The sequence below is a fragment of the Xanthobacter variabilis genome (assembly GCF_043831965.2).
Lineage (GTDB): Bacteria > Pseudomonadota > Alphaproteobacteria > Rhizobiales > Xanthobacteraceae > Xanthobacter.
This window is the reverse complement of the sequence record NZ_CM195533.1, coordinates 2,408,220-2,434,315: the sequence shown is the minus strand read 5'-3', so window position 1 is coordinate 2,434,315 and position 26,096 is coordinate 2,408,220. Positions and strand designations below refer to the sequence as shown.

The following is a 26,096-nucleotide window of genomic DNA, read 5'->3' as shown; positions in this document are numbered from 1 at the left end:
CGGACGAGCATACCTCACCAGTATGTGAGGCGCATGTCACCAGCCTTCGAGAGGAAATGAGCGTGAGCGGCTTTCAGGCGTGCAGAAAAACTCAGTCCTCGAGATCGGTGTCGAGGATGGCCATCTGGAAGTTATAGGAAAGCTCACCGTCTTCCTTGTCCTCGAACAGGACACCGATGAACTCTTCGCCGATATAGACCTCGGCCGAATCCTTCTTCTTCGGGCGGCCCATCACCTTGATCTGGGGGTTGCCGAAGAGGTTGCGCATATAGCGCTGAATGCTTTCGAGATCTTTCTTTTCCAAGGAGGCCTCCTGAGGTCCGAGGGCGCGTTATGGCCGCCGACGCGGGCGCATTCAAGGCACGATCGCGCGCAAATCCCAGATATCGCCACGGTGGCCAGGCACCGCGACGCCGCGTGGGGAACGCCCGCCCCGGCCTTCCACCACGGGCGACCCGCCGTTGCGTCAGATATCCGCCCCGGCGAAGATGGCGATATCCTCGAACACCTGATCCATGGAGCGGGAGGGTTCAGCGCAGCCGGCCTCGCCCACCACCTTGGCCGGAATGCCGGCCACCGTGGTGTTGCGCGGCACCGGCTTCAGCACCACCGAGCCCGCCGCCACGCGGGCGCAGCGCCCCACCTCGATATTGCCCAGCACCTTGGCGCCGGCGCCGATGAGCACGCCGCGGCGGATCTTGGGATGGCGATCCCCCGTCTCCTTGCCGGTGCCGCCCAGGGTAACGCCCTGGAGGATGGACACGTCGTCCTCGATCACCGCCGTCATGCCGATGACGACGCCCGTGGCATGGTCGAGGAAGATGCCCCGGCCCATGGGCACCTGGGGGTGGATATCCACGCCGAACACGCTCGACGTGCGGCTCTGCAGGTAGAGGGCAAGATCGAACTGGCCCCTCATCCACAGCCAATGGGCGAGCCGATGGGTCTGGATGGCGTGGAAGCCCTTGAAATACAAAATCGGCTCCAGCGCGCGCGTCGCCGCCGGATCACGATCGACCACCGCCATGATATCGGCGCGCAGGGCATGGCCGATGGCCTTGTCATCGGCCACCGCCTCAAGATACGCGGTCTGGATCACCGCCGCCGGCACGTCGGCATGGTCGAGGCGCATGGCGATGCGCTGGCCCACCGCGGCCTCAAGGCTGGGCTGGCCGAGCACGGTGCCGGTGAGGAAGGCGGCCATGAGCGGCTCGCGCGCGACGGCTTCCTCCGCCTCCGCGCGCACCCGCGCCCACACCGGATCCACCACGTCGTGCCAGCGATCCACGGGCGCCTTGGTGAGGCGCACCGCCGGCGTCTCGCCCTGCACCACGTTCGCGGGCTGAACCGGCACCGGAATCTGACCCATGCGTGCCTCCTTGAGATGAGGGGAACTTGCTTCCATTCTTAGCACATACGGCGGCGGCGCGAGAGTTCGCGCCGCGTAGCGCCGCCATTCACAAATGCGAGCGGCTCACGGCCGGCGGCGCAGAAATTCCAGCACGCCCTGCTTGAACACCTTGTCGCCCACCGCCGGGTTGTGATCGCGGTTGGGAATGTCGAGCACCTCGCCGTCCGGCAGCAGCTCCACCAGGGGGCGCGCATCGCCGGCCACCTTGTCGCGGGTGCCCACGGCCACCAGCACCGGCTGGAAGATGCGGGCCACCTCCTCCCGCGTCAGCACCTGGCGCGAGCCGCGGATGCAGGCGGCCAGCGCCCGCAGGTCCTGCTTGTTGGCATCGGCGAACGAGCGGAACATCCGGCCCATGGGATCGGAAACCGCCTCCAGGCTCGGCGCCTCCATGGCGTCGGCGATGGACTGGGGCAGCCCCACCCCGTCCACCAGATGGATGCCGAGCCCGCCCAGCACCAGCGAGCGCACCATGTGGGGAAACAGCAGCGCGCTGAACGCGCCCACCCGCGCCCCCATGGAATAGCCGATCACATCCGCCCGCTCGATGCCCAGATGCGCCAGCAGGCGCTGGGCGTCCTCCGCCATGCGGGCGGTGTGGTACAGCGCGGGCTCATAGACCTTGCCGGAAGCGCCGTGGCCCCGGTGATCGAAGGCGATGGCGCGATAGCCCGCCTCGGTCAGGGTCTTCACCCAGGACGGGCCGACCCAGTTGATCTCCTTGTTCGACGCGAAGCCGTGGATGAGGAGCACAGGATCGCCGGCACCCTCGTCAAGATAGGCGATGTCGATGCCGTCGGAATTGAAATGGGGCATGGAAAGTCCTTCGCGTGGCACGCGAGGCGGGGAAAAGGGTGCGAGAACCTAGAGCAACTCCCCGCGCCGTGGAATCCGGGAGTTGCTCCGCGTCCCTGAGGTCGACGCGTTTTCCTCATGCGCACCGCAGCACATGTCGCGCCAAGACGTTGAGTTCCGCAGGCCGCCGCCAACCCCGCCGGGTTCCGATGCCATCGCCCCGCCCACCGGCCCGTGACGGCCGCGCGCCTGCCCTCCGCGGCGCCACAGGCGGCGGGCGCAGGCGACGCAGAAGGCATTGGTGGAAGACACCACGAGATAGGCATAGGCCACCATCGCCAGCGTCCACCACACCAGCTTCAGCAGCGCGCGGGTGATGACGATGGCGCCGCGGCCCAGGGTTTTGAGAATGGCCAGCGTCTGCCCGCCCTTGGCCTCGGCCAGGCGCGCCACGCGGGCAAGGTCGCGCCCGTCATCGGCCACCCTCAGCCCCTCCAAAGCGGCGCGGGTGCCGGCCTTGGCCTGCACCACGGCCACGTCATCCAGCATCCGGACCAGCCCCGCCACGTGATTCGAGCGCACCACCCCCTTCAGCGCCGCCCCATCCACCGCGCCGGGATGGGCGGCGAGCCGGCGCAAGGCGGCGAAATCCACACTTTCGCGCACCGCGCGGGCAAGGGTGCGCGCCAGGGCGGCGGAGAGCTTGCCGGTGCGCTCCCCCACCTTCACCAGCGTGATTCCCGCCCGCAGCGGTAGGCTCGCGCCGCCGGTGGCATAAGTGCCCGCGGTGAGGGCGATGCCGACCGCCGAAAGGCCGAGAATGAGCTCGTCCACCTCCTCGCCCCGCGCCAGTTTCCAGCCCTCGCGGGAGGCATCGCGGATGTCGCCCCACACCATCAGATCGCCCGTCAGCGCCCCGGTGAGGCCGGCCAGATCCTCCGGCTGGCCACTCAAAAAGCCGGCGCCGAAACTCCGCGCCGCGCGCAGCGCCTCCGCCGTGGGCGCGGTGGCGGCCTCTACGCGCGCCCGCAAATCGGCGGGCAGGGCAAGGCCGCGCGCGTCCGCCAGCTCCAGGTAGGATGCCGCCAGGGCCGCATCATCCGCTTTCAGCGCCTCGGTTATGGCGGCCTGTGCGTCGGCCGGGGTGAAGGCGGAAAGGCCGAGGTCCGCGAGCGCCGCCGGATCGTCCCGCGCGGCGATGAGGCGCACGCTCTCCTTCGCCACCGGCACCAGCCAGGGCGCGACGCCAAAAAGCGTGGCCAGAAGGGCGAGGGAAGCAAAAAGGCGTGCCATCACGCCTTATATGGCCCCGCCGGCTCCCCGCGCGAGAGGCGCCCGGCGGATGTGACGCGCCAGGCCCCCTTTCATCCGGCGCCGCCAGGGGCTAAGGTCGCGACGCTTTTTTGGACCCTCTACAGGCAGAGCCATGGCGGACACCGGCATTCCTCACTTCTGCAACGACCTCGGCCTCACGACGATCGAGGTGGGCAGCAAGGAGTTCATGTGCATCGGCGCGAAACCGCCGTTCGACCATCCGCATATCTTCCTCGACCTCGGTGAGGATACGGAGAAGGTCTGCCCGTACTGCTCCACCCTTTACCGCTACAATCCGGAGCTCGCTCCGGGAGCGGCCAAGCCCGAAGCCTGCGTGTGGCACGACGACGGCGAGACTTCCGCCGCCGCCTGACACCGCCTTTTGCCGGCCGCGCCGCGGCTGGAACCGACATGCCCGACCCGATTCCCTTCCGACCGAAACCGCAGCTCGCGGCGCGCAGCGCCGTCATCGTAGGCGGCGGCATCGGTGGGCTGGCCTGTGCCATCGCCCTGCGCCGCGCAGGCCTCGCCGTCCAGGTGGTGGAGCGGGCGAAGCGCCTGCGCGAAGTGGGCGCGGGCCTTCAGCTCACCCCCAACGCCACCCGCATCATCCGGGATTTCGGCCTGCTGGAGCGGCTCGAAGCCGTCGCCGTGGCGCCCAATGCCCTCGATGTGCGCGACGGGCGCACCGGCGCCACCCTCACCCGCACCGAATATGCCGCCGCCGCCAGCCGCTTCGGCGCGCCCTTCCTGGTGGTGCACCGGGCCGACCTGCAGAACTTGCTGGCGGAAGCGGCCATGGAGGCGGGCGCCACCATGGCGCTCGGGGCCGATCTCACCAGCGTGGAACCCGCCTTCGGCAGCGTGCGCGCGGTGGTGAATCAGGGCGGCGAGCTCATCGCCCATGGCGCCGATATCCTGGTGGGGGCGGACGGTGTGCGCTCCGCCGTGCGCGCGCATCTGGGGCCCGCCGGGGCGCCGGTATTCGCCCGCCGGGTCGCCTATCGCGCCACCGTCAACGTGCCCGACGACTATCCGCTGGAAGTGCGCCTGTATCTCGGCCGCGACGCGCATCTGGTGGCCTATCCGGTGAAAGGCGGGGCCACCTTGAACCTCGTCGCCATCGTGAAGGAGACTAAGCCGGTCGCCCGCTGGAATGCCCCCGGCGAGAGCGCGGCGGTGCACCAGGCCTTCGCCGGCTGGAACGCGGAGGTGCGCAAGCTTTTGGAAAGCGCGCCCCATTTCCTGTGCTGGGGCCTTTACGACATTGATCCCCTGCCCCGCTGGAGCTCGGGCCGGGTGACCCTGCTGGGCGATGCCGCGCACGCCATGCTGCCCTTCCTCGCCCAGGGCGCGGCCCAGGCGATTGAGGATGCGGCGGCCCTTGCCCGCGCCATCACCAGCCACCGCGACGCGCCCAGCGCCCTGAAGGCCTATGAAAGCGAGCGCATGGCCCGCACCGCCCGCATCCAGCGCGAGGCACGGCGCAACGGCATCATCTACCACCTCTCCGGACCACCGCGCTTCGCCCGTGATCTCGTCCTGCGCCGCCAGGGCCCGGCCCTGCTGGAACGCTACGGCTGGATCTACGGCGCCTGAGGGCGAATCAGCCACGCGCATCACGACGGCGAGCGCTCGCATCGGCGCGGAGCTTCCCCAGATGGGCAATTCCGGGCCGAGGAAGCGCCCTTCCCGGCGGCGACGCTGGCCGGTCCGTTCGCCGGCCAGCTTGCTCTGGCGCGCTTGATGTCACGGATGGTTCCACATCCGGGACCAAGGGGCCGCGCGGACCAGAGCTGCCGCCCTCTTGGGGCTCCTGGCCGGTGGCGCAACGGAACTTCGCAATTCCGGGCCGAGGGAGCGCCCTTCCCAGCGGCGACGCTGGCCGGTCCGTTCGCCGGCCAGCTTGCTCTTGCGAGCTTAAGCTGACGGATGGTCCCGCATCCGGGGCCAGGGAGCCGCGCCGACCGGAGTTAGTGCCCCCCGGTTGGCTCTGGGCCTGTGACACGGCCGGACTTGGCAACTCCGGACCGAAAGAAGCCCCTCCTCCGCCCGAGGCGTCGGCCGATCCGTTCGCCGGCCGGCCTGCTCTGGCGCGCTTGACGCTCACAGATCGCCCCACGTCCAGGGCCGGGGGGCCGCAGGGATCGGAGCTGCCGCCCTCCTGGGGCTCCTGGCCGGTGGCGCAACGGAACTTCGCAATTCCGATCCGCCGCATCGGCAACACGCGTAGCGCGAGCGTGGCACTCGCGCATGGTTCCGCGACGCGGCCAGAAGAGCGGCTCGGGTCAAAACTCCCGCCCGGCGGCCTCATACCCGTGGCGCAACCGGACTTGGCAATTCCGGACGAAAGGAAGCGCCCGGCTCACCGGCGCCGCTGCCCGGTCCATTCGCCAGGCAATAACCGGCACTGACTTGGCGCTCGCACGGAGCCCCGCTGCGGGGTTGGAGGGCGGAGGCGACCGAGGCCATTGCCCAGAGCGCATCATGCCGCATGCAGCGTGGAGACACGGCCATTCCGGACCAAGGGAAGCGCCCGGCTTCGCCAAAGGTGCGCACTGATCCATGACCCCGGCGAACCCACGAGCGAGCGTGGCGCCCACGCATGGTCCGCGCCCGGCGGCCGCGCCGAACATGGCCGCCCAGCGGCAGGTCTCGCGACCCGTCGCCCTTCGAGGATATCGGCATCGGTCAGGCGCGCGGCTCGCCCGCCTTAGCATCGAGCCTCGAACAGCTCCCCGGCCGCCAGATGCGTCCGGGGCCTTCATCGGCCGCAGGGCCAAGCCCGCGGCGCACAAGCGCGCGGCGCAACGGCCGCGCGCGTAGCGAGCGGAATCAGACCGCCGCGCCCACCAGATGGCCGACACCTGCCGTCACAGCCATGGCGATGGCGCCCCAGAATCCAACGCGCAGAGTGGGCTTGAGCATGGGCGCGCCGCCCGCCTTCGCGCCCATGGCGCCGAGCACCAGCAGCAGCAGCAGAGAGACGACGGAAATGGAGATCGCCAACACGTTCTCCGGCGCCAGGGCGGCGACGATGATGGGCACGATGGCGCCCGCGGAGAAGGTTCCGGCGGAGGTGAGCGCGGCCTCGATGGGCCGGGCCACCACCACTTCCGAAATGCCCAGCTCGTCGCGGGCATGGGCGCCGAGGGCATCCTTGGCCATGAGCTGCTCGGCCACCTTGTCGGCCAGCTCCGGCTCCACGCCGCGGCTCACATAGATGGCGGCGAGCTCCTTGCGCTCGTGATCCGGCATAGTGGCGAGCTCGCGCCGTTCCTGCGCCAGCTCCGCATCCTCCGTGTCGGCCTGGGAGCTGACCGAGACATACTCACCCGCCGCCATGGAGAGCGCGCCGGCCACGATGCCGGCGATGCCCGCCACCAGCACGTCCGAGGAGGAAGTGGCCGCCGAGGCCACGCCCACCATGAGGGACGAGGTGGAGATGATGCCGTCATTGGCGCCGAGCACGGCGGCCCGGAGCCAGCCAATACGATCGACGACATGGCGCTCGGAGTGCAGGGGTGGGTTCAAGATCAGTCCTCACTGAGGGATGCGAGACGAACCACCACGCGACGCCGGCACCCCACGGCGCGCCAGAGCGGTACGCCAGGGCAGCGCCACCCACTCGCCCCTTCCTGCGCAACCGGGATGACACCTTCACGACAGCCGGAATTCGCTGTGATGTCAAACTCTTGCGAACCGATCGCGATCATGGGGCGCATCAAGGTCCTGGAGCGGTCCGAGGGGCACGATGCCGGTGGGGTTGATGGTCTTGTGGCTCTCGTAATAGTGCCGCTTGATGTGGATGAAATCCACCGTGGGCCGCACCTTCGGGTGCTGATAGAGCGCCTTCAGGTAGCCGAACAGGTTGGGATAGTCGGCGATACGGCGGATGTTGCACTTGAAGTGCCCCACATAGACCGCATCGAAGCGCACCAGCGTCGTGAACAGGCGAATGTCGGCCTCGGTGAGCACGTCTCCCACCAGATAGGGGTGCTCGGCCAGGCGCGCTTCCAGCGCGTCGAGGCGGCGGAACAGCGTCGTCACCGCCTCCTCATAGGCGGCCTGGGTGGTGGCGAAGCCGGCCTTGTAGACGCCGTTGTTCACGTCGTCATAGATCCGCTGGTTGACCGCGTCGATCTCGGCCCGCAGCGGCGCGGGGCAATAATCGGTGGCCACGTCCGTCACGGCGGCGAAGGCCGAATTGAACATGCGGATGATCTCGGCCGATTCGTTGCTCACGATGGTGCCGCGCTGCTTGTCCCACAGCACAGGCACCGTCACGCGGCCGGTATAAGTGGGGTCGGCGGCGGTGTAGATCTCGTGCAGGCGGGTCTTGCCCAGCACCGGCTCGGGCGCGGCAAAGGTCCAGCCCTCGGTGCCCATGAAGGGGTCCACCACGCTCACCGAGATCGCGTTTTCCAGCCCCTTCAAGGCGCGCATGATGAGGGTGCGGTGCGCCCAGGGGCATGCCAGCGAGACATAAAGATGGTAGCGGCCGGAGGCGGCGGGAAAGCCGCCCTCCCCGCTCGGCCCCGGCGCGCCGTCGGGCGTGATGAAGTTGCGGAAGCGCGAGGCCTGCCGCTCGAAGCGCCCGCCGGTCTTGGCGGTGTCGTACCACTGGTCGTGCCAGACACCGTCGATGAGAAGGCCCATGGGTGGCACTCCTGTGTTGCGAGGGAACAGCCTTTCAAATGGCCGCTCGCGGGGCCCATGGCCATGGGCGCGGCGGCAAACGCCGTTTGCACGCGGGCATCCTGCCCCCGGCGCCTTTTGAGAAGCTTTGAGATGCCCCCTGGACCCGCGCGGGAGAGCATGCTATCGCCCGCGCCTTCGGATGAAGGAACCGTCGAGATGAGCGCCATGGCCCGCGGCCAGCAGCGACGACGAATGAACGCGGTGCGCCTGCGCGCACGCTTCGCCTTGCCTGCCTGACGCACTTCGGCGCCCCCGCGCCGGGGCCCGGGCGGGATGCCTGCCCCTGCCTGATAGCGCCGAAGACGACCATGACCGAACTTCCCCTCACCATCGCCCTCGAAACCCAGCACGACGACGTGGCCGTGGACCGGCTGCACGAGCGCACCTTCGGCCCCGGCCGCTATGCGCGCACGGCCTTCCGCATTCGCGAGCAGACCAGCCACGAGCGCGCCCTCTCCTTCACCGCGCGGGTGGGCACCATGCTGGTGGGCTCGGTGCGGCTCACGCGGGTGCGGATCGGCGCGACGCCGGCTCTGCTGCTGGGCCCGCTCTCGGTGGAACCGCCGTTCCAGTCCGTGGGCATCGGCGCGCGCCTGATGGACGTGGCCCTGGAGGCCGCCAAGGCGGCCGGTCACCGGCTGGTGATCCTGGTGGGCGACGAGCCCTATTACGCCAAGTTCGGTTTCAAGCGCGTGCCCACCGGCCGCGTCACCCTGCCCGGCCCGGTGGACCCCGCGCGGCTTCTGGTGGCGGAGCTGGAGGATGGCGCCTTCGAGGGTGTCGGCGGCGCCGTCAGCGCCTGAGGCTCAAAAGAACAGCCCCACCAGGAACAGCGCCAGCAGGCCGGCCATGCCGAGATCGGAGACCATGGCGATGGTCTCCTTGGCATTGCGCTCGGCCTGCACGGCATGCTGGATGCCGGCCAGGCCCAGAAACAGCGCCCCGGCCAGCGCCGCCGGCGCCACGAAGGGCGGCCAGGCCAGCGACAGCAGCGCCAGGCTGGCGATGGAGGCATTGGCGAAGCCCAGCTCCCGCACCACGATATTGGCGCGCGGATCCTCGATCTTCAGAATGCGCCGGGTGAATTCGGGCTGCGTCATCTGCTTCACCGCCGCCAGCATGATGCGCACGCCCACGCCCCAGAAGGTGAACCACTTGCCCGCCAGGGCCACCACCCAGCCGCCGTGCATCACCAGGTCGATGCCCAGGGAAACGAGGGGCAGCACAAGCATGGTGGCAATGACGACGCCGAGATACATGGCTTCCCCCTCGCCGCGCTCCGCGGCCGGCACCGCCAAGCTATGACGGATAAGGCTCCGAGGGGAGACTGAAAGCGCGTCGCCAGCGCCTTCCGCACAGCCATCGATGCCCTGGAAAGCGAGCCCCCGGGACATTCTCGGCACATCTATGCCGGCCCGGCGCCCATGCGCGCGTTCAGCTCGGCGGCGTTGCCCACCTTCAACTTGCGCATGAGGCGCAGGCGGTGCCCCTCCACCGTGCGGGGGGACAGGCCCATGAGCTTGGCGATCTCCTTGCTTGTGCGCCCGCGCGCCACATGGCAGGCCACGTCCCGTTCCCGCCGCGACAAGGTGGCGTCCAGGTACAACGGCGTCGGCAGCTCGGAGAAGCTCCACACCGCCCGCGCCAGCGGATCGCACGGCGTGAGGGAGCGCCCGGCCACGCGGCACCAGAAAAGGTCGCCGTCACCGCGCTTCATGAAGCGCTCGTCCGCGAACGCCGCCCCCTCGCGCAGGGGCACAAGCCAGCGCTCGACCACCTGCGCGAATGCATCGACCGAGGGATAAAGCTGCGCCAGGGAACGGCCCGCCAAGGCCTCCGGCTCGGCGCGGAACAGGGCCGCGAAAGCGGTGTTGCAGGCCTCGATCATGCGATGGCGGGACAGGACCAGCGCCACCGGGGCATTCAGAAAGCCCGCCGCCAGATCGGGATCCTCGCTCGGCATGGCTGCGCTCCGGGCACGACAAATCACGTAATTCTACGCATTGCCGCCGACCTGTCACCAGGGCTTACCTGGGTGCAGACCTGAAGCGACGCCGGTCCACCGGCGCGATGGGGAGGAAACCTCCCCAAAGGGAAGGAAACATGACGCCAATTCTGGCTGGCCGCCGCGCCGGCAAACGCCCCCATTGCGTCCGGCGCCTCGGGCACCGGCCATGAACGTCGCCCGCTGGCTCCTGTCGAGCGCCCAGCTCCAGCCCCATGCCCCGGCGCTCCTGGAAGGTGCGCGGGTGGAGGCCGACTACGCCACCTTCGCCCGCCGCGCCGGCGCCATCGCCCATGGCCTGCGTGAACGCCACGCCATCTCGCCCGGCGACCGAATCGGCGTGTTCATGGGCAATCGCACCCGCTACCTGGAAGCGCTGTACGGCATCTGGTGGGCCGGCGCGGTGGCGGTTCCCATCAATGCCAAGCTGCATGGCCGCGAGGCCGCCTGGATCCTGGACGACGCCCAGGCCAGCCTCGCCTTCGCGGCCGACCACACCCTGGAGGCGCTGAACGAGGTCGCCGACAGCGTGGCGCTGCCGCCCCTCCTGGATGTGGACAGCGCGGCATTCGAGACCCTGCGCTCGGGGCCCGCCGCACCGGAGCCCGAGCCGCGCGAGGCGGATGACCTGGCGTGGCTGTTCTACACCTCCGGCACCACCGGCCGCCCCAAGGGGGTGATGCTGAGCCACGGCAACCTGGTCGCCATGTCCCTGTCCTATCTCGCGGACGTGGATACGGCCCAGGCGCAGGACGCCATTGTCTATGCCGCGCCCATGTCGCACGGGGCGGGGCTCTACAATTTCATCCATGTGCGCGTGGCGGCGCGCCATGTGGTGCCCGCCTCCGGCGGTTTCGATGCCGATGAGGTGCTGGATCTCGGCCACCAGGTGGGCAATCTCACCTTCTTCGCCGCCCCCACCATCGTGCGCCGCCTCACCGAGGCCGCGCGGCGGCGGGGCGAGAACGGGACCGGCATCAAGACCATCATTTATGGCGGCGCGCCCATGTACCTGGCCGACCTCGAAGAGGCGATCGCGGTGATGGGCCAGCGCTTCGTGCAGATCTATGGCCAGGGCGAGAGCCCCATGGCCATCACCGCCCTCGCCCGCCCCTATCATGCCGACACCGCCACGGAGCGGGGCCGAGCGCGCCTCGCCTCGGTGGGGGTGGCGCAGAGCGTGGTGGAGGTGCGGGTGGCGGATGTTTCCGGCCACACCTTGCCACCGGGGGAAACGGGCGAGATCGTGGTGAAGGGCACCACGGTGATGCTGGGCTACTGGCGCAACCCCAAGGCCACGGCCGACGCCCTCAAAGGGGGCTGGCTCTTCACCGGCGATCTCGGGCGTATGGACGCGGACGGCTTTCTCACCCTCACCGACCGCTCGAAGGACGTCATCATTTCCGGCGGCACCAACATCTATCCGCGCGAGGTGGAAGAAGCGCTGCTCACCCACCCGGCCATCGCCGAGGTGTGCGTGGTGGGCGAGCCCGACCCGGAATGGGGGGAAAACGTGGTGGCCTATGTGGTGACCCTGCCGGGGGCGCAGGTGTCGGACGCCGAGCTCGACGCCCACTGCCTCGCCACCATCGCCCGCTTCAAGCGGCCCAAGCGCTACGAGCGGCGCGAGGAACTGCCCAAGAGCAATTACGGGAAGATCCTCAAGACGGTGCTGCGCGCCGAGATCGCCGAACGGGCCGCGCGCGGCGAAAGCTGACAAATCCAAGGATCACCGCCCGGCCAACAGGGCGGGACCAATCACCCGGGGAAGGAGATTGCGCATGGGAGAGCGCCTTTCAGGAAAGACCGCGCTGGTGGTGGGCGCGGGCTCGGCGGGGCCGGGCTGGGGTAATGGCAAGGCCACCGCAGTGCTGTTCGCCCGCGAGGGGGCGAAGGTGTTCTGCGTGGACGTGAACGCCGCCGCCGCCGAGGAGACGGTGAACATCATCCGCTCCGAGGGCGGCGAGGCGGAGGCCTTCCGGGCGGACGTGTCCAAGCCCGCCGAGATTGCCGGCTTCGTCGCGGCCTGCCTGGAGCGCTATGGCCGCATCGACGTGCTCGACAACAATGTGGGCCTCGCCGAGGTGGGTGGCGTGGTGGAGCTGCCGGAAGAGGACTGGGACCGGGTGTTCCAGGTCAACCTCAAGAGCTGTTTTCTGGCCATGAAGCACACCATCCCGGTGATGGAGCGGCAGGGCGGCGGCTCCATCATCAACATCTCGTCCATCGCCTCCATCCGCTATACGGGCGTGCCCTACGCGACCTATTACGCGACCAAGGCGGCCATGAACCACCTCTCGCGCACCACCGCGGTGGAGTACGCGCCGAAGAACATCCGTGTGAACTGCGTGCTGCCGGGCCTGATGAAGACGCCCATGGTGGAGAAGTCCGCTGGCCTTGCCGGCAGCTATGGCGGCGGCGACGTGGAAGCCATGTGGCGCGCCCGCGACGCCCAGGTGCCCATGGGCCACATGGGCACCGCCTGGGACGTGGCCCATGCCGCGCTGTTCCTCGCCAGCGATGAATCCAGATACGTGACCGGGCTGGACCTGGTGGTGGACGGCGGCATCACCGCCAAGATCGCCTGAGCAGAAAAGGGCCCGGGTCGGGCCCCGTTCTGCTCTATTGATGTGACGCGTTTTCTTCACGTGAAGCGGTCTCCACTTCGCTTGAAAACGCTATGAACGGACGAAAAACGAGGGAGGAAACCCGATGAAAAGACGCAGCCTGTTGCTGGCGGCGGCGCTGCTTGGCCTTGCGGCCGGTGGTGCCCATGCCGAAGACATCGACGTGAAGCTGGGCGTGCTCAATGACATGTCCGGCCTTTATGCCGATATTTCCGGCCCCGGCTCCGTGGTCGCCGCGCAGATGGCGGCCGACGACTTCATGGCCAAGAACAAGGGCGTCAAGGTGCAGGTGATCGGCGCCGATCACCAGAACAAGCCCGACGTCGGCTCCGCCATCGCCCGCAAATGGTATGACCAGGAGGGCGTGGACGTCATCATGGACACCACCACCTCCTCGGTGGCGCTGGCCGTGAATGACGTGACGCGTGAGAAGGACAAGATCTTCCTGGTTTCCGGCGGCGGCACCTCCGACCTCACTGGCGCCAAGTGCTCGCCCAACACGGTGCATTGGACCTACGACACCTGGGCGCTGGCCAACGGCACCGGCTCCGCCCTCACCAAGCAGGGCGGCACCCCCTGGTTCTTCATCACCGCCGACTATGCCTTCGGCGCGGCGCTGGAGCGCGATGCCTCCGCCGCCGTCAAGAAGGCCGGCGGCAAGGTGGCCGGCAGCGTGAAGCACCCGCTCAGCGCCACCGATTTCTCGTCCTTCCTGCTGCAGGCCCAGGCCTCCGGCGCCAAGGTGATCGGCCTTGCCAATGCGGGTTCCGATCTCATCAACGCCATCAAGCAGGCCTCCGAGTTCGGCATCACCCAGGGCGGCCAGTCGCTGGCGGGGCTGCTGATCTTCTCCAGCGACGTGAAGGCGATGGGGCTCCAGGCGGCGCAGGGCCTGCTGCTCACCGAGGCCTTCTACTGGGACCTGAACGACGACACCCGCGCCTTCTCCAAGCGCTTCGCGGAGAAGTTCAACGGCCGCATGCCCACCAGCGCCCAGGCCGGCGTCTATTCCAGCGCCATGCACTATCTGAACGCGGTGAAGGACGCCAAGACCAAGGATGCCCAGAAGGTGATGGCGCAGATGCGCGCCACCCCCATCGACGATCCGCTGTTCGGCAAGGGCGAGGTCCGCATCGATGGCCGCGCCACCCATCCCATGTATCTGTTCCGGGTGAAGAAGCCGGCGGATTCCAAGGGCCCGTGGGACCTCTACGAGCTGGTGGCCACCATTCCCGCCAACGAGGCCTTCCGCCCGCTGGCCGATGGCGGCTGCCCGCTGGTGGCGCAGGCGAAGTGATCGCCCGCCTCTGAGCGCGAAAAGGGGAAAGGGCCGCGTTCCGCACGCGGCCCTTTCTCGTTTCAGGCGCCGTGCTCCACCAGGTCCGGCAGGCGCTTGGCGAGGGAGCGCAGCACGCTTTCCGAGCCCTTGGCCATGATCTCATAGACGCCGTTGGAGGCTTCGTCGGTGGGGAAACCCTCGTGCAGGAAGGTGAGCCTGGTGCCGGTCTCGGTCGGGGTGAGGGTCCAGGTCACGGCGGAGTCGATATAGCGGCCGAAGCCCTTCAGCTCCTCATGCCCGCCGCGCCAGGTGAACTTGAGCAGCTTTTCCGGCTGCACCTCCACCACCTGGCACTGGAACTCGCCGTCCCACCGCTCGATGGGGCGGCTCCAGATGGTGAACTTGTGGTCCAGCACGGGCTGGATGTCATTCGGGAAGAACCACACGGCGAGCCATTCGGAGTCGGTCATGGCGCGCCACACCGTCTCCACGGGAAAGGCGAACTCGGCTTCCTTGAGAATGGCGCGGGTCTCGGCGAGGGTGGTCACGGGGCAGCTCCCAGTCTGGCGATGAAAAGGGGTTCAGGGCGTCGGCTCGGCCTCCGCCTCGGAAAGGGCGCTCCAGATCCAGCGGCTGAGCTCGGTGGCCGTCATGGCGCCGGACACCCGCGCCACTTCCTTGTGGTGGTGGATGAGGCTCACGGTGGGGATGGTCTGGATGCGAAAATAATTGGCGAGCGCGCCTTCGGCCTCCGTATCCACCTTGGCGAAGCGCACATGGGGCTCGAACTCGGCCGCCAGCGCCTCGAACACGGGCGCCATGGTGCGGCACGGGCCGCACCAGTCGGCCCAGAAGTCGATGAGCAGCGGCAGCCCGCCCTCCGCCGTGTGTGCCTCGAAGCGCGCGACGGTGAGATGCAGCGGCTGGCCGGTGAAGAGCGCCCCGCCGCAGGCGCCGCAGCGGGCCGCCTTCAGCTCCACCCCCGTGGCCTGGGGAATGCGCGCGTCGCAATGGGGACAGGCGATGGTGAGCACGCTCATGGCAGGTCTCCTGATGGCGGGTCTCCTGAGGACAGGTCTCCTGAGGCGGAAGGCGTGCCGGAGCCCGGCCTCTCCAGCCGGCCGGCGAGGCGTTCGGCAAACCGGGCGCGGAAGGCCGCCCAGTCTTCGGCGCCCGGAAAAGCCACCTCGGCCAGCCATTCAACCGTGGTGGTGCCATCGGGCCAGCTGCGCGGCCGCGAGCACCAGCCGAAGGTGGGCCAGCGCGGGTTGCGCGCCACCCGCCCCGCGCCATCGCGCGCCGAAGGCCGGCCGATATCCGCGCTCAGGCCCGCCATCACCTCCGGGCGGAAGGTGAGCGCGAAGGACACGCCATGGCGATTGAGCCGGTGCGGCAGGCGCAGCAGATGCTGTTCCACCAGGGCGAAGCCCGGCGGCCCGCCGATGCGGAACTCGCGCAGCAGCAGCACGCGGAAACCCGCCGGTCGCAGCTCCGCCGGCACGGCATGAATGGCCGTGGGCTCCTGGTGCGATGCCGCGGATCGCGCATCCATCAACCGGCCTCCACCAGCGCGATCAGGCGCCCCACCTCATCCTCGCCGGTGGCGAAGGAGGTGACGAAGCGCCGGCCCTGCGGCCCCAGGGCCGGCCAGTCGTAGAAATGCGCGCCCTGCCGGCGCAAGGCCGCCGCCAGCGCCTCCGGCATGTGCACGAACACGGAATTCGCCTCCACCGGATGGACCGGCGCGAGGCCCGCCGCCGCAAGCCCCTCGGCCAGCTGCCGGGCGCGCCTGTTGGCGTGGGCGGCAAGGCGCAGCCACAGGCCATCGGCGATGGAGGCAAGGAGCTGAGCCGCCAGGAACCGCCCCTTGGCCAGAAGCTGGCCGGCGCGCTTGCGGCGATAGCCGAAGCCTTCCGCCAAGGCGGGATCGAAGAAGACCACCGCCTCGGCCATCATCGCCCCGTTCTTGGAGGCGCCGAAGGACAGCACATCCACCCCCGCCCGCCAGGTGAGATCGGCCGGCGCCGCGCCGAGGCCGGCGACCGCATTGGCGAACCGCGCCCCATCCATGTGCACCCGAAGGCCGTGGGCGCGGGCCGAGCCGGCGAGGCGGGCGACATCGGCCGCCCCATAGCAGGTGCCCGCCTCGCTCGCCTGGCTCAGGGAAAGCACGGACGGGCGCACCTGGTGCACGCTGCCGGGCACCGCAAGCTGCGCCAGCAAAGCCTGCGGATCGATGCGGCCGTGCGCGCCCGCCAGGGGCAGCAGCTTGGCCCCGGCACTGAAGGCTTCCGGCGCGCCGCACTCGTCGGTGTGGACATGGGCGTCCTGGTGACAAAGCACCGCGCCCCACGGCGGCAGGAGATGGGCGAGCGCCAGCGCATTGGCCGCGGTTCCCGTGAGCACCGGAAACACCCGCACCTCAGTCTCAAACAGCGCGCCGAAGGCTGCGTCCAGCCGCGCGGACGCCTCATCGGCGCCATAGGAGGGCGCGTGGCCCTCCCCGGCGCGGGCGATGGCGTCCAGAATGGGCGGCGCGATGCCCCCGGTATTGTCGCTCGCGAACTCCATGGCACCAAACCTGCAAGAATGCGGCCGAACCCGAAGGGCGCCGCGCGGACCCGGCCTCTTTCGGCGCGGCGAGGCACCAAAGAGGCATCCGTGACCAGGACCGACTACATTCCCGAGCTCAGCGAAGTGCGCATGGTGCGCCGGGCGCCGGAACATCCCTTCCCCTTCGGCGACGATGACCGGGCCTATGTCTCCGGCCGCCTGCGGGATGTGGAGGAGGCTTTCGGCTTCACCGCCTTTCCGGGCCTGGCCTTCGACCAGATCCCGGCGCGGGCGCTGATCTCCCGCTTCATCGCGTGGTGGCGCACCCTCGAGCCGGAAACGCCGGCGCAGGTGGAGGCCCACGCCCAGCTTCCCGCCGCCATCCGGCTGCTCGACACCGTCTCCACCTGGCTGGAGGAGCAGGCGCAGCGCCACCCTCAGAACGGGCGCTGACGGCGCTTCACGGAAGGGAAGGCGCGGGCGGCTCGCGGTCGGCGGCCTTCAAGGCGTCGATGCAGGCGAACAGGGCCTGCCGCCCGTCGGCAAGCGCCGCTTCTGGCGTATCACCGACACCCAGGCAGCCCGGAATGTCGGGAAAGCTCGCAACGAAGCCGCCACCATCCTCCGGCGACAATGGCCGCACCTCATGGGGATAGGCTGCAAGGTCGGTCATTGGTCGAGCCCATCCATGCGATCGATCATGGCGACGAAGGCCCGCACATGAGGCGCACGGATCTTCGCCTTCATGGGCACCGCGACGCAGTCGGGCACCGAGGGATGGGTGAACACCACATGGGTGCCGGTGACCTTGCGAAATTTCACCGCATATTGAGAGGCCGTGATCTCAAGATCCGCCGGGCGCCAATCGCCACCCGGATTGCTGCGCAAGGCCTCAAGGCGCTTGTTGTACATGGCAAAAAATCCGTCGGAAGAATGAAAAGCAACGCTGGAAAGCCTTCAGTTTAGGCGCGCCCGTTGCGACGGCAAGACGAAATCCGCGCGGTTTTACCCCCGCTTTGGCCGCCTCCACGCAAAGTGTTGGAAACAGACATAATTCGTGAGGGCGATGGCGTTAATCAAACCTTAAAGTCAGTGGCCGGGTACCCTTGACGCTACCGCTTCAATTCAGGAGAAGTTGGGACAAAGCCCTCTCGTCTCCAAGGATTGGGCTTGCGGGAATGCGGCACCATGACTCGTTGGACCCACGGCCTGATCAATCGCCTCGTCATCGCGTGCGATATTGCCATGTCGCTACTGGCGGCAGCGGTGGCACACGTGCACTGGGACTTCCTGTCCTGGAGTCAGGTCGGCATTCTCTGGATGATCGGGATCTTCAGCTTCGTGCAGATCCTGCTGTTCGGCCGGGCCTATCGGGTCGAGCACTATTCGCGGGTGCGCCGCCAGATGGGGCACATCCTGGTCGGCGGCATCCCCGCCGGGGCGGTGGTGGCCATCTGCTACTATGCCATGATCCCGCACGAGGCCACGAGCCTGAAGGCCCTGGTGGGCTGGGGCGTCACCACGGCCATCGCCCTGCTGTTCGGCCGCCTGGTGCTGGTGCGCCTGGGCATGGTGCTGGTGAAGCGCCACGCCGTGCTGCGCCGGAACGTGGTCGTGCTCGGCGAGCGGGCGCGGGCCCGTGACCTGGTGGACCGCTACGAGGAGGAGGAAGGCGCCAGCGGCCTGCTCTCCTTCGTGGGCATCTTCACCGACGATGCCGAGCCCGCCGACGACGCCATTTCGCCCACCACCGGCAAGCCCTACCCGCGCGAGCAGCGCGGCATCGAGGCGTTGCTCGAATACGCCCGCAACACCCAGGTGGACATGGTGGTCATCACCAAGACCTGGGCCGATCCAGCCGCCATCTCCAAGATGGTGAGCGAGCTGCACCAGATCGCCACCGACGTGGTGGTGGAACTGGACCCCCACTCCTTCTCCCTCAATTATGCCCACCTCACCATGCTGGCCGGCGAGCCCGCCCTGCAGGTGCAGCAGCAGCCCTTCAAGGGCTCCCTGGGCCTGTTGAAGGCACTTGAGGATTATGTGGTCGCCACCATCGGCCTTATCCTCACCTCGCCGATCCTGCTGGCGGCGGCCATCGCCATCAAGCTGGAATCGCCCGGGCCGGTGCTGTTCAAGCAGCCGCGCGTGGGCCGCAACAACAAGGTGTTCGACGTCTTCAAGCTGCGCACCATGACGGTCGATCCCAATGACGACGGTTCCGCCGGCACGCGGCGCGACAGCCCGCGCATCACCCGCGTCGGCCGCTTCCTGCGCGCCACCTCCATCGACGAGCTGCCGCAGCTGCTGAACGTGCTGAAGGGCGACATGTCGGTGGTGGGCCCGCGCCCCCACGTGCCCAACATGCTGGTGTCCACCAACGTGGTGTATGAGGCGATCCAGCACTATGTGTCGCGCTACCGGGTGAAGCCGGGCATCACCGGCTGGGCCCAGATCAACGGCTCGCGCGGGCCCGTGCTCTCGGTGGAGAAGGCCGAGCGGCGCCTGGCCCTCGACCTCTATTACATCGAGAACTGGTCGATCTGGCTCGACATCCGCATCATGGTGCTCACCATCACCAAGGGCATGGCCGGTCCGTCGGTGTTTTGAAAGGCTCTCGCCCTCAGCCTTCGCCGCCGACGGTATCGATCAGCTCCGCCATGGCACAGGTGATGTGGTAGAGCGAGGACCCGGGCGCGGGCATCTCCACCCAGCTTCCGTCCGGGTTCGACACATCCTGCCAGGTGCCCGGCACCGGCATGTCCAGATAGAGCTTCAGCCCCGCATAGGCGCGCCGGGCCTCGTCCGCCTCCTGCGGCGTGCCGAGGCGGCGCAGCCGGGCCAATGCCACCTTCAGCCGCTCCGTCTGCGGCCACAGGCGGGCGGTGGCCTTGTGCACCGTGCCCGCCGTCGTCACCTCATTGATGGCCACGCCCCGCATGGCATCGATGCCATGGCCGCGGCCGAAGGCGGTCAGCCGGTCCGAAAGCGCGGCGCCGGGCCAGCCCCACGGCACCAGCCCCTCGAACAGCCACGCCCATTCGAAGCAGTGGCCCGGCTCCACGATAGTGCCATCGAGGCCCGGCGCGGGCTTCAGGTCGTCCGTGAAGTATTCGAGCAGGGCGCCGGTGGCCGCGTCGATGAAATGATCCCGGCAGAGCTGCGCCATCGCCTCCGCCCGCGCCTTCCACTCCGCCCGCCCGCTCACCGCATAAAGGGCGGAAAAGGCCTCGAAGAAATGCATGTGCGGGTTCTGGTGGCGGAACGGGCGGGGAATATCCTTCTCCACGAAGCCGCCGGCCGGATGGCTGTGATCGGCCTCCAGCACGCGATAATGGGCCTCCGCCGCTTCCAGCAGCTCCGGCCGCCCCAGCGCCCGGGAGGCATGGCCCAGGCAGAACAGCATGAAGGCCTGATCGTAAAGATCCGCGCGCGCGTCCAGCACCGCGCCATCGGTCGTGAAGGCGTGGATGAAGAGGCCATCGTCCCGCCGGCCGTGCTGCAGCAGATAGTCCACCGTGGCATTGGCAAGGCCCCGCCAATCCCCCGCCCAGCCAAGCCGGCCCATCTCGCAGAAGGAATAGGTGTGGCGGGCCTGCACGAACAGGCGGCGGGGCGCATCATCGGCCAGCCCCGCGCGGGTGAGGCGCTCGGCGAACAGGCCCTTTTCCAGCCGCCCCTTTGTCGACCACAGGGGCGCGGCCACCTCCAGCAGCCACCGGCGCGCGTCGGCGGCAATGTCCTCAAGGCTCTGGACGGCGGGCGAAACGGGCGCGGCGGGCATCACGACATGACCTTCAGCGAGGGGCGGAAAGACGAAAGGCCGAGGGGTGCAGCCCCTCCACGAAGGCGAGCAGGTCGCCGCCAGTGAACAGGTGGCCGGTCACGCCCGCGCCGGTCGCCGCCTGGAGATCGGATTCCTTGTCGCCGATCAGCAGGCTCGCCTTCACGTCCACGGGCCAGTGGGCCAACAGGTCCAGAAGCATGCCCGGCGCCGGCTTGCGCCAGGGGTGGACGCCCTTGAAGCGTTCCACCGTGCCCTCGGGATGAAACGGGCAATAGCGCCAATCATCGATGGAGGCGCCGACGGCCCGCAGCTCCTCCCCCATCCAGGCATGGAGAGCAGGAATGTCGCTCTCCGGATAATAGCCCCGCGCGACGCCGGCCTGATTGGTGACCACGAAGGTGTAGAAGCCAAGATCGTTGAAGCGCTTCACCGCCTCCTTGGCACCCTCGATCCAGGTGATGTCGGCCGGCAGGTGCGGATAGGCGGTATCCACATTCAGCACGCCGTCCCGGTCGAAAAACACCGCCGGGCGCCGCCGGCGGGCGGGCACCGAGACCTGCGCGTCGGCATAGGTCTCGGGAATGCCGATATCGATGAAGAAGCCGTCATAGGCGATACCCGTCACCTTGCCCTCGGCCACCAGGCGGGGCAGCAGGTCGCTCTCCACCGAGGAGGGGCAGCCCAGGGTTTCCACCGCGCGTCGGCGCATCACATAGACGCCGCCATTGATGAGCGCCCGGTCCAGCCCTGCCCCGCGCGGGCGGAAGGCGGCGATGCGGCGGCCTTCGAGCATGATGGTCTCGTAGCGGTCCGGCTTTTCCACCAGACGCAGGGCCATGCCCACATCACTGCCATGGGCCAGCGTCTCGGCGACCAGGTCCAGCCAGTTGAAGTCGAACCAGGTATCGCCATTGATGAGCAGGAAGGTCTCGTCCAGCAGCGGCAGGGCATTCACCAGCGCGCCGCCAGTGCCGAGCGGGGTCGGCTCAACCGCGATCTCCACGCTGGCGTCGAACCGCCCACGCACGTCAGTGCGGTCGATATAGTCGCTCACCACCTCGGCGCGATGGCCGGCCAGCAGCAGGAAGCGGGTGAAGCCACGGCGGCGGGCCTCGGCGATGAGCACTTCCACGAACGGCACATCGCCCACCGGCAGCAGCGGCTTGGGCGTGTCAGCCGTGAGCGCCCCCAGACGCGTGCCGAGGCCCCCGAGCAGAATCACACATTGCTTCACCACCGGCCCATTCCCCCTCTGGCCTTCCATGTCCGCGCGCATCACCCGCTCCGCCGCTCAGGTGCAGATGGGCCAACCCTCGGCGCCGTCGAAATTGAACTTCACGGAGCTGGCCTGCCCGCCGGCGGCGTTCAGCACCTTCTTCAGGCGATAGACGTTCTCCGGATCGGTGAGGAACATCAGGAAGCCGCCGCCGCCCGCGCCGGAAACCTTGCCCGCCCAGGCATCGGCCGCCATCGCCTCGTTGAAGAGCCGATCCACCTGCTCGGTGGCGACGCCGGCCGCGGTGGCCTTCTTAGCCGCCCAGGAACGCCCCAGGATTTCCGCCGTGCCGCGAATGTCGCCCTTCAGCAGCGCCACCTTCATCTCAATGGCGTCCTGCTTCAGCTTGTGCATGTTCTCGATGGTCTTGCCATCGAGCTGCTTCAAGCCCGCCACCTGCTCCTTGATGATGTTCTCGGAGTGCCTCGACTGCCCGGAAAAGCAGATGACGAGGGAGGCCTCGAACTCGTTCAAATGTTCCCGCCGGATGCGCAGAGGATTGACGATGGCGCGGTCGCCGGGCAGGAACTCGATGAAGTTGAGCCCGCCGAAAGCCGCCGAATACTGGTCCTGCCGCCCGCCCGCGAGGCCGATATGCACGCGCTCGATCTCGAAGGCGAGGCGCGCCACGTCATAGGGGCCCAGGGGCAGCTGCAGGGCCGAGCGGAATGCCTCGATCAGCGCCACCACCAGCGCCGACGACGCGCCAAGGCCCGAGCCCGCCGGCACGTCGATGGTGGTGGAGATGGTGAGCGGCAGCGCCACCCCGTCGCAATAGGTCCGCATCATGTGGGCATAGACCGCGCGATGCAGCACCAGCCCCTCGTGAATGGAGTGCTCCAGGCTCGGTTCCAACACCTCTTCCATGTCCACGTCGCGGGCGCGCAGCACCAGCGCGCCGATGCGGTTGGTGCGGATGTGGGCATAGGCATAGCGGTCGATGGTGGCGTTCAGCACATTGCCGCCGAACTCGTCGCAATAGGGCGAGAGATCAGTGCCGCCGCCCGCGAGCCCGAGGCGCAGGGGTGCACGGGCGCGAACGTTCAGCGCATCGCCGATGGCCATGGAATGTCGTCCTTCCTGGGGGTCTTATAAAGGCGGGATGGGTCACGTGGAGGGGCCGGCCGAGCCGGTTTGCTCGCTTCAAATCATCGCTGGCGAAACAGGCCTAGCCTGGAACACGCTGGTATGGAAGCACGCCGGGCGCATTGACGGCGAGCAACTTTTCGCCCCGCGTGCCCCCGCGTCACGCATCCCCGAGCAGGAAGGGCAGCACCGCATCAAGAACCGGGCGCGGCGCCTCCTCGCACACGAAGTGGCCGCCGGGAACGGGAGCGCCCGTGACGTCGGGCGCGAAGGCGCGCCATGCGTCCAGCGGGCTCGCCCCCCGGCTGGGAATGCCCGCCTCGCCCCAGGCGACGAAGGTGGGGCAGCTGAGGGTGCGGCCGGCGGCGAGGTCCGCCTCGTCAAGGGCCAGATCGAAGGTGGCGCCGGCCCGATAGTCCGCGCACATGGCGGCGATGCGGTCCGGCGAAGAGATGGCGGCCCGATAATAGGCCAGCGCCCGCACGTCGAAGGGGGTGAGATCCTTCGTGCCGGTCCAGCTCGCCATGGTCCAGTCCAGGTAGAAGGCCGGATGCCCGGCGATCAGCTTTTCAGGCAGGGGGTGCGGCTGCGCCAGGAACGACCAGTGGTAGACCTGCAGCGCCCGCGCCCGGTCCATCTGGTGCCACATGGCGTAGGTGGGGATGATGTCGAGCAGCACCAGCCGGTCGAGGCGGCCGGGATTATCAAGGCCCATCCGGTAACCCACCCGCGCGCCGCGGTCATGGCCCATCAGGTTGAAATGGGAGAAACCCAGATGCTCCATCACCTCCACCATGGCCGCCGCCATGGCGCGCTTGGTGTAGGGAAACAGATCGTCGCCGGGCTCGGGCGCCGCGCTCCAGCCATAGCCGGGCAGGTCCGGCGCAATGACGGTGAAGCTCTCCGCCAGCTTGGGCGCCACCTCGTGCCACATCACATGGCTTTCGGGAAAGCCATGGAGCAGCAGCAGCGGCGGCCCCTTGCCGCCCTGGCGCAGAAAGATATGGCCGGCCGCGGTGTCCACATGGTGGGAGGAAAAGCCCGGAAAGAGGTCGTCAAGATCAGTCATGATGTCCTCGGCTTCGCTTATTTTCCGCTGAGCACTGTCGCACAGGCACCCGGCAGGTCCGCAAGGGTCAGGGGCGGTTTCGGCTTGGCCGGCTTCTCGTCGGGCTTGGGGTGAAGCACCTCGTCGGAGAACCACCAGTCGAGCTCCGCGCCGCAGCCGTCGCCGCCCGGCGGAGGCTCCTGGGGCTTGCACTCCGCACTGCCCTTGGGGCAGCCGAGGCGGACATGCATGTGATAGTCGTGCCCCCAATAGGGGCGCACCTTGGCGAGCCACGAGCGATCGCCCGTCGCATCCCGGCACAGGGCCTTCTTGATGGCCGCATTGACGAAAATGCGCTCGACCTCCGGATCGCTCGCAGCGGCGCGAACAACCTTCCAGTGGTCGGGCCGCCAGCTGGCGGGGTCGATGTCGCGCCGGTCCTTGCGCACCATCATGGTGGCGGAAATATTCTCGCGCTCCTCCCGGGAAAGCACCCGGCCGGGGCTGGGGGTGAGCCAGATGTCCGCATCGAGCCCCACCTGGTGGGAAGCATGGCCGGTCAGCATGGGTCCGCCCCGCGGCTGCGACATGTCGCCGACCAGGATGCCACGCCAGGATGACACCTCCGTCACTTTCTGGGCGAACCGCTCAAGGAAGGCAACCAGCATCGGGTGGCCGTAATTGCGGTTGCGCGACAGGCGCATCACCTGCCACAGCGGGCCGCGCGCCTCCGGGCCGGTGATGGGCAGCGCCTCGCCCCCGGCCAGGCAGCCCTTGGAATAAAAGCCGATGGCCTCGGGCAGAAACTGCTCCGCCGGGGCCCGCACGCGGCCGAACAGCTCCTTGGCGGGCGCCGCCTGCTGCGCAAGCGCCGCGCCCGAAACCAGCAGCGCCACCAGCGCCGCCCCAAGACTGGCGCGCGCGCCCATCAGCTCACCATCTTGTGCGTGAGGATCACGAAACCGTCGTCGCTGCGGGTGCCCGGATGGGCTGGCAGGTCAGTGACGAACAGCGTGGTGCCCGGCCTCGCCAGCGCGGCCACCTGCCGATTGATGGAGGGATCCACCGTGATGCGCGCGAGCGCCTGCTGCGCCTCCCCGCCCGGACCACCGGCGCCCTCATAGGAAATGGCGGTCCACCGGGGCATGCCCTGACGGTTCGCCAGCACATAAACCACATTGCCCAGCGGGGCCGTGGGATTGGCGATGCTGATGCCGCCCTGCAGCACCATCTGCGCGCCTTGCAGCACGGTCAAAGAGCGGTCGGCCGCGCTCGCGACCATGGAGACCGCCTCGCCCGCGCTCACCATATCCTCCGGCGCACCGGCGCCGGTGGCGTCCACGGCGAGCTGTTGCTCCAACCCCTCGCTCATCACCAGCCCCGGATGCAGCAAATCCTGCGGCGCGGTGTGGCGATCCGCGATGATGACCGGCGTGCCCACATGGGTGATCGCGAACAGAAGCTTGGCGAAAGCCAAGGGCAGATGCACGCAGCCGTGGGACGAAGGGTATCCCGGCAAGCCGCCCGCATGCAGCGCCACCCCCGACCAGGTGAGCCGCTCCATATAAGGCATGGGCGCCTCGTTATAGACGTTGGAATGGTGGTCCACGTCCTTGCCCAGAATGGTGAAAACCCCGGTGGGCGTGTCATGTCCCTCGCGTCCCGTGGACACGGTCGACACGCCAATGCGCAGGCCATTGCGATACACATAGGCCCGCTGATCGGAGATATTCACCACCACGGCCACAAAGCCCGCAGGCGCGCGGTCCGGATACCAGACATATTCCCCAGGCTTCAGCGCGGCGATGGTGGCAAGGTCCGGGTCATCCGCCGCCGTGGCCGGCGCCAGCGCCGCGAGCCCGAGCCCGCAGGCCAGCCCCGCCCCCATCTTGAGGAAGCCGCGCCGGGCGACGAGGCGCGGCATGCGGCGGATCGTGTCGGTCATGGCGGCACTCCGCGGACGAATCATCGGCGCGATTATGGGCGCCAGAGCTTAACCTCTGATATCCACGCTCCGGTCCGCCCTTGGCCCCTCCCACCGCACATCTCCCGGCGGAGACCGCAGCCGCGGGCCCTCGCTCCGGCACGCCAGCGCGCGCGCATCCGCGCACCGGAACCCGCCGAAGCCGACGCCGGCCTGGCTCCTGCATACCGCCACCCGATGCGTAACCCCATGCGCCGCCGCAGCAGGGCCGAACGCGCACCCGCCGGCAG

At 68.7% G+C, this 26,096-nt stretch carries 28 protein-coding genes; 8 read left to right on the top strand and 20 right to left on the bottom strand.

The window, feature by feature from the left end:
• Positions 1-91: 91 nt before the first annotated feature.
• The 4 genes from V5F26_RS10555 to V5F26_RS10540 all read right to left on the bottom strand — a co-directional run bounded on the left by V5F26_RS10555 (position 92) and on the right by V5F26_RS10540 (position 3,499).
• Positions 92-304 carry a DUF3126 family protein gene (locus tag V5F26_RS10555; RefSeq protein WP_234052062.1) on the bottom strand — a complete coding sequence of 71 codons (213 nt, stop codon included), beginning with the start codon at positions 302-304 and terminating at the stop codon, positions 92-94.
• Positions 305-466: 162 nt separating this feature from the next.
• On the bottom strand, positions 467-1,369 hold the full coding sequence (cysE, locus tag V5F26_RS10550; RefSeq protein ID WP_394945892.1) for a serine O-acetyltransferase: 903 nt from the start codon (positions 1,367-1,369) through the stop codon (positions 467-469).
• Positions 1,370-1,474: 105 nt separating this feature from the next.
• Entirely contained in the window at positions 1,475-2,227 is a 753-nt protein-coding gene (locus tag V5F26_RS10545) for an alpha/beta fold hydrolase (protein ID WP_234052064.1), read from the bottom strand.
• Between the two features lie 48 nt (positions 2,228-2,275).
• Entirely contained in the window at positions 2,276-3,499 is a 1,224-nt protein-coding gene (locus V5F26_RS10540) for a hypothetical protein (RefSeq protein WP_394945891.1), read from the bottom strand.
• 133 nt (positions 3,500-3,632) lie between these two features.
• Here V5F26_RS10540 and V5F26_RS10535 point away from each other — a divergent pair, with 133 nt between their 5' ends.
• On the top strand, positions 3,633-3,893 hold the full coding sequence (locus tag V5F26_RS10535) for a zinc-finger domain-containing protein (protein WP_234052066.1): 261 nt from the start codon (positions 3,633-3,635) through the stop codon (positions 3,891-3,893).
• A gap of 38 nt (positions 3,894-3,931) precedes the next feature.
• Positions 3,932-5,119, top strand: coding sequence for an FAD-dependent monooxygenase (locus V5F26_RS10530; protein ID WP_234052067.1), 1,188 nt, complete (start codon positions 3,932-3,934; stop codon positions 5,117-5,119).
• A 1,236-nt stretch (positions 5,120-6,355) separates the two neighbouring features.
• Here the strand turns inward: V5F26_RS10530 and V5F26_RS10525 are convergent.
• Both V5F26_RS10525 and V5F26_RS10520 read right to left on the bottom strand, forming a co-directional pair.
• Entirely contained in the window at positions 6,356-7,054 is a 699-nt protein-coding gene (locus V5F26_RS10525) for a VIT1/CCC1 transporter family protein (protein WP_234052068.1), read from the bottom strand.
• A 153-nt stretch (positions 7,055-7,207) separates the two neighbouring features.
• Positions 7,208-8,179, bottom strand: coding sequence for a glutathione S-transferase family protein (locus tag V5F26_RS10520; protein WP_394057473.1), 972 nt, complete (start codon positions 8,177-8,179; stop codon positions 7,208-7,210).
• A gap of 350 nt (positions 8,180-8,529) precedes the next feature.
• On the opposite strand from V5F26_RS10520, the gene V5F26_RS10515 reads away from it, so the two are divergent.
• Positions 8,530-9,024, top strand: a complete 495-nt coding sequence (locus tag V5F26_RS10515; protein WP_234052070.1) for a GNAT family N-acetyltransferase — start codon at positions 8,530-8,532, stop codon at positions 9,022-9,024.
• 3 nt (positions 9,025-9,027) lie between these two features.
• Here the strand turns inward: V5F26_RS10515 and V5F26_RS10510 are convergent, their stop codons facing one another.
• Positions 9,028-9,480 (bottom strand): hypothetical protein, encoded by a 453-nt coding sequence (locus tag V5F26_RS10510; protein ID WP_234052071.1) that lies wholly within the window; start codon positions 9,478-9,480, stop codon positions 9,028-9,030.
• A gap of 146 nt (positions 9,481-9,626) precedes the next feature.
• Positions 9,627-10,184, bottom strand: a complete 558-nt coding sequence (locus V5F26_RS10505) for a LuxR C-terminal-related transcriptional regulator (protein WP_394057469.1) — start codon at positions 10,182-10,184, stop codon at positions 9,627-9,629.
• Positions 10,185-10,395: 211 nt separating this feature from the next.
• Between V5F26_RS10505 and V5F26_RS10500 the strand changes: the two genes are divergently transcribed.
• The 3 genes from V5F26_RS10500 (at position 10,396) to V5F26_RS10490 (ending at position 14,150) form a co-directional block, all read left to right on the top strand.
• Positions 10,396-11,943 carry a class I adenylate-forming enzyme family protein gene (locus V5F26_RS10500; RefSeq protein ID WP_394057468.1) on the top strand — a complete coding sequence of 516 codons (1,548 nt, stop codon included), beginning with the start codon at positions 10,396-10,398 and terminating at the stop codon, positions 11,941-11,943.
• A 64-nt stretch (positions 11,944-12,007) separates the two neighbouring features.
• Positions 12,008-12,814, top strand: coding sequence for an SDR family NAD(P)-dependent oxidoreductase (locus V5F26_RS10495; protein WP_234052074.1), 807 nt, complete (start codon positions 12,008-12,010; stop codon positions 12,812-12,814).
• Positions 12,815-12,938: 124 nt separating this feature from the next.
• Complete coding sequence (locus V5F26_RS10490; protein WP_234052075.1) at positions 12,939-14,150, top strand: ABC transporter substrate-binding protein; 1,212 nt, start codon at positions 12,939-12,941, stop codon at positions 14,148-14,150.
• A 62-nt stretch (positions 14,151-14,212) separates the two neighbouring features.
• On the opposite strand, the gene V5F26_RS10485 is transcribed toward V5F26_RS10490, so the two are convergent.
• From V5F26_RS10485 to V5F26_RS10470, 4 genes are read right to left on the bottom strand one after another with little or no spacing between them, the layout of a single operon-like run.
• A complete protein-coding gene (locus tag V5F26_RS10485) occupies positions 14,213-14,680 on the bottom strand; it encodes an SRPBCC family protein (RefSeq protein WP_394945890.1) in 468 nt (155 codons plus the stop codon).
• A 33-nt stretch (positions 14,681-14,713) separates the two neighbouring features.
• Positions 14,714-15,172 carry a thioredoxin family protein gene (locus V5F26_RS10480; RefSeq protein ID WP_394945889.1) on the bottom strand — a complete coding sequence of 153 codons (459 nt, stop codon included), beginning with the start codon at positions 15,170-15,172 and terminating at the stop codon, positions 14,714-14,716.
• Positions 15,169-15,684, bottom strand: coding sequence for a hypothetical protein (locus V5F26_RS10475; protein ID WP_394945888.1), 516 nt, complete (start codon positions 15,682-15,684; stop codon positions 15,169-15,171). The genes V5F26_RS10480 and V5F26_RS10475 overlap by 4 nt, the downstream gene beginning before the upstream one ends.
• Entirely contained in the window at positions 15,684-16,703 is a 1,020-nt protein-coding gene (locus V5F26_RS10470; RefSeq protein WP_394945887.1) for a threonine aldolase family protein, read from the bottom strand. The genes V5F26_RS10475 and V5F26_RS10470 overlap by 1 nt, the downstream gene beginning before the upstream one ends.
• A 90-nt stretch (positions 16,704-16,793) precedes the next feature.
• On the opposite strand from V5F26_RS10470, the gene V5F26_RS10465 reads away from it, so the two are divergent.
• Positions 16,794-17,138, top strand: a complete 345-nt coding sequence (locus tag V5F26_RS10465) for a hypothetical protein (RefSeq protein WP_394057462.1) — start codon at positions 16,794-16,796, stop codon at positions 17,136-17,138.
• A 7-nt stretch (positions 17,139-17,145) separates the two neighbouring features.
• Here the strand turns inward: V5F26_RS10465 and V5F26_RS10460 are convergent, their stop codons facing one another.
• Positions 17,146-17,358: a type II toxin-antitoxin system HicB family antitoxin gene (locus V5F26_RS10460; protein WP_394945886.1), complete on the bottom strand. Its 213-nt coding sequence runs from the start codon at positions 17,356-17,358 to the stop codon at positions 17,146-17,148.
• Positions 17,355-17,597: a hypothetical protein gene (locus V5F26_RS10455; RefSeq protein ID WP_234052082.1), complete on the bottom strand. Its 243-nt coding sequence runs from the start codon at positions 17,595-17,597 to the stop codon at positions 17,355-17,357. The genes V5F26_RS10460 and V5F26_RS10455 overlap by 4 nt, the downstream gene beginning before the upstream one ends.
• Before the next feature lie 276 nt (positions 17,598-17,873).
• Between V5F26_RS10455 and V5F26_RS10450 the strand changes: the two genes are divergently transcribed.
• Positions 17,874-19,295: an exopolysaccharide biosynthesis polyprenyl glycosylphosphotransferase gene (locus V5F26_RS10450; RefSeq protein ID WP_394945885.1), complete on the top strand. Its 1,422-nt coding sequence runs from the start codon at positions 17,874-17,876 to the stop codon at positions 19,293-19,295.
• 13 nt (positions 19,296-19,308) lie between these two features.
• Here V5F26_RS10450 and V5F26_RS10445 read toward each other — a convergent pair whose 3' ends face one another.
• From V5F26_RS10445 to V5F26_RS10420, 6 genes are all read right to left on the bottom strand, one after another.
• Positions 19,309-20,469 carry an AGE family epimerase/isomerase gene (locus tag V5F26_RS10445; protein ID WP_394057458.1) on the bottom strand — a complete coding sequence of 387 codons (1,161 nt, stop codon included), beginning with the start codon at positions 20,467-20,469 and terminating at the stop codon, positions 19,309-19,311.
• 13 nt (positions 20,470-20,482) lie between these two features.
• Positions 20,483-21,748 (bottom strand): HAD-IIIA family hydrolase, encoded by a 1,266-nt coding sequence (locus V5F26_RS10440; RefSeq protein ID WP_394057456.1) that lies wholly within the window; start codon positions 21,746-21,748, stop codon positions 20,483-20,485.
• 15 nt (positions 21,749-21,763) lie between these two features.
• Positions 21,764-22,813, bottom strand: a complete 1,050-nt coding sequence (locus tag V5F26_RS10435) for a GHMP family kinase ATP-binding protein (RefSeq protein WP_394057454.1) — start codon at positions 22,811-22,813, stop codon at positions 21,764-21,766.
• Positions 22,814-22,994: 181 nt separating this feature from the next.
• Positions 22,995-23,903: an alpha/beta fold hydrolase gene (locus V5F26_RS10430; RefSeq protein WP_234052087.1), complete on the bottom strand. Its 909-nt coding sequence runs from the start codon at positions 23,901-23,903 to the stop codon at positions 22,995-22,997.
• Between the two features lie 17 nt (positions 23,904-23,920).
• The gene (gene mepA / locus V5F26_RS10425) at positions 23,921-24,811 is read right to left on the bottom strand and encodes a penicillin-insensitive murein endopeptidase (RefSeq protein ID WP_394945883.1); all 891 of its coding nucleotides are present in this window, start codon (positions 24,809-24,811) and stop codon (positions 23,921-23,923) included.
• Positions 24,811-25,827 carry a L,D-transpeptidase gene (locus tag V5F26_RS10420; protein WP_394945881.1) on the bottom strand — a complete coding sequence of 339 codons (1,017 nt, stop codon included), beginning with the start codon at positions 25,825-25,827 and terminating at the stop codon, positions 24,811-24,813. Before V5F26_RS10420 ends, mepA begins: the two co-directional genes overlap by 1 nt.
• Positions 25,828-26,096 lie beyond the last annotated feature (269 nt).

Bases quoted from the DNA above. Each gene is read 5' to 3' on its own strand.
- V5F26_RS10495 (WP_234052074.1), top strand. From the start codon at position 12,008: ATGGGAGAGCGCCTTTCAGGAAAGACCGCGCTGGTGGTGGGCGCGGGC.
- V5F26_RS10490 (WP_234052075.1), top strand. From the start codon at position 12,939: ATGAAAAGACGCAGCCTGTTGCTGGCGGCGGCGCTGCTTGGCCTTGCG.
- V5F26_RS10430 (WP_234052087.1), bottom strand. From the start codon at position 23,903: ATGACTGATCTTGACGACCTCTTTCCGGGCTTTTCCTCCCACCATGTG.
- V5F26_RS10455 (WP_234052082.1), bottom strand. From the start codon at position 17,597: ATGTACAACAAGCGCCTTGAGGCCTTGCGCAGCAATCCGGGTGGCGAT.
- V5F26_RS10535 (WP_234052066.1), top strand. From the start codon at position 3,633: ATGGCGGACACCGGCATTCCTCACTTCTGCAACGACCTCGGCCTCACG.
- V5F26_RS10440 (WP_394057456.1), bottom strand. From the start codon at position 21,748: ATGCGCGCGGACATGGAAGGCCAGAGGGGGAATGGGCCGGTGGTGAAG.
- V5F26_RS10445 (WP_394057458.1), bottom strand. From the start codon at position 20,469: ATGCCCGCCGCGCCCGTTTCGCCCGCCGTCCAGAGCCTTGAGGACATT.
- V5F26_RS10470 (WP_394945887.1), bottom strand. From the start codon at position 16,703: ATGGAGTTCGCGAGCGACAATACCGGGGGCATCGCGCCGCCCATTCTG.
- V5F26_RS10460 (WP_394945886.1), bottom strand. From the start codon at position 17,358: ATGACCGACCTTGCAGCCTATCCCCATGAGGTGCGGCCATTGTCGCCG.
- V5F26_RS10420 (WP_394945881.1), bottom strand. From the start codon at position 25,827: ATGACCGACACGATCCGCCGCATGCCGCGCCTCGTCGCCCGGCGCGGC.
- V5F26_RS10480 (WP_394945889.1), bottom strand. From the start codon at position 15,172: ATGAGCGTGCTCACCATCGCCTGTCCCCATTGCGACGCGCGCATTCCC.
- V5F26_RS10540 (WP_394945891.1), bottom strand. From the start codon at position 3,499: ATGGCACGCCTTTTTGCTTCCCTCGCCCTTCTGGCCACGCTTTTTGGC.
- V5F26_RS10510 (WP_234052071.1), bottom strand. From the start codon at position 9,480: ATGTATCTCGGCGTCGTCATTGCCACCATGCTTGTGCTGCCCCTCGTT.
- V5F26_RS10520 (WP_394057473.1), bottom strand. From the start codon at position 8,179: ATGGGCCTTCTCATCGACGGTGTCTGGCACGACCAGTGGTACGACACC.
- mepA (WP_394945883.1), bottom strand. From the start codon at position 24,811: ATGGGCGCGCGCGCCAGTCTTGGGGCGGCGCTGGTGGCGCTGCTGGTT.
- V5F26_RS10545 (WP_234052064.1), bottom strand. From the start codon at position 2,227: ATGCCCCATTTCAATTCCGACGGCATCGACATCGCCTATCTTGACGAG.
- V5F26_RS10435 (WP_394057454.1), bottom strand. From the start codon at position 22,813: ATGGCCATCGGCGATGCGCTGAACGTTCGCGCCCGTGCACCCCTGCGC.
- V5F26_RS10450 (WP_394945885.1), top strand. From the start codon at position 17,874: ATGACTCGTTGGACCCACGGCCTGATCAATCGCCTCGTCATCGCGTGC.
- V5F26_RS10500 (WP_394057468.1), top strand. From the start codon at position 10,396: ATGAACGTCGCCCGCTGGCTCCTGTCGAGCGCCCAGCTCCAGCCCCAT.
- V5F26_RS10475 (WP_394945888.1), bottom strand. From the start codon at position 15,684: ATGGATGCGCGATCCGCGGCATCGCACCAGGAGCCCACGGCCATTCAT.
- V5F26_RS10505 (WP_394057469.1), bottom strand. From the start codon at position 10,184: ATGCCGAGCGAGGATCCCGATCTGGCGGCGGGCTTTCTGAATGCCCCG.
- V5F26_RS10530 (WP_234052067.1), top strand. From the start codon at position 3,932: ATGCCCGACCCGATTCCCTTCCGACCGAAACCGCAGCTCGCGGCGCGC.
- cysE (WP_394945892.1), bottom strand. From the start codon at position 1,369: ATGGGTCAGATTCCGGTGCCGGTTCAGCCCGCGAACGTGGTGCAGGGC.
- V5F26_RS10515 (WP_234052070.1), top strand. From the start codon at position 8,530: ATGACCGAACTTCCCCTCACCATCGCCCTCGAAACCCAGCACGACGAC.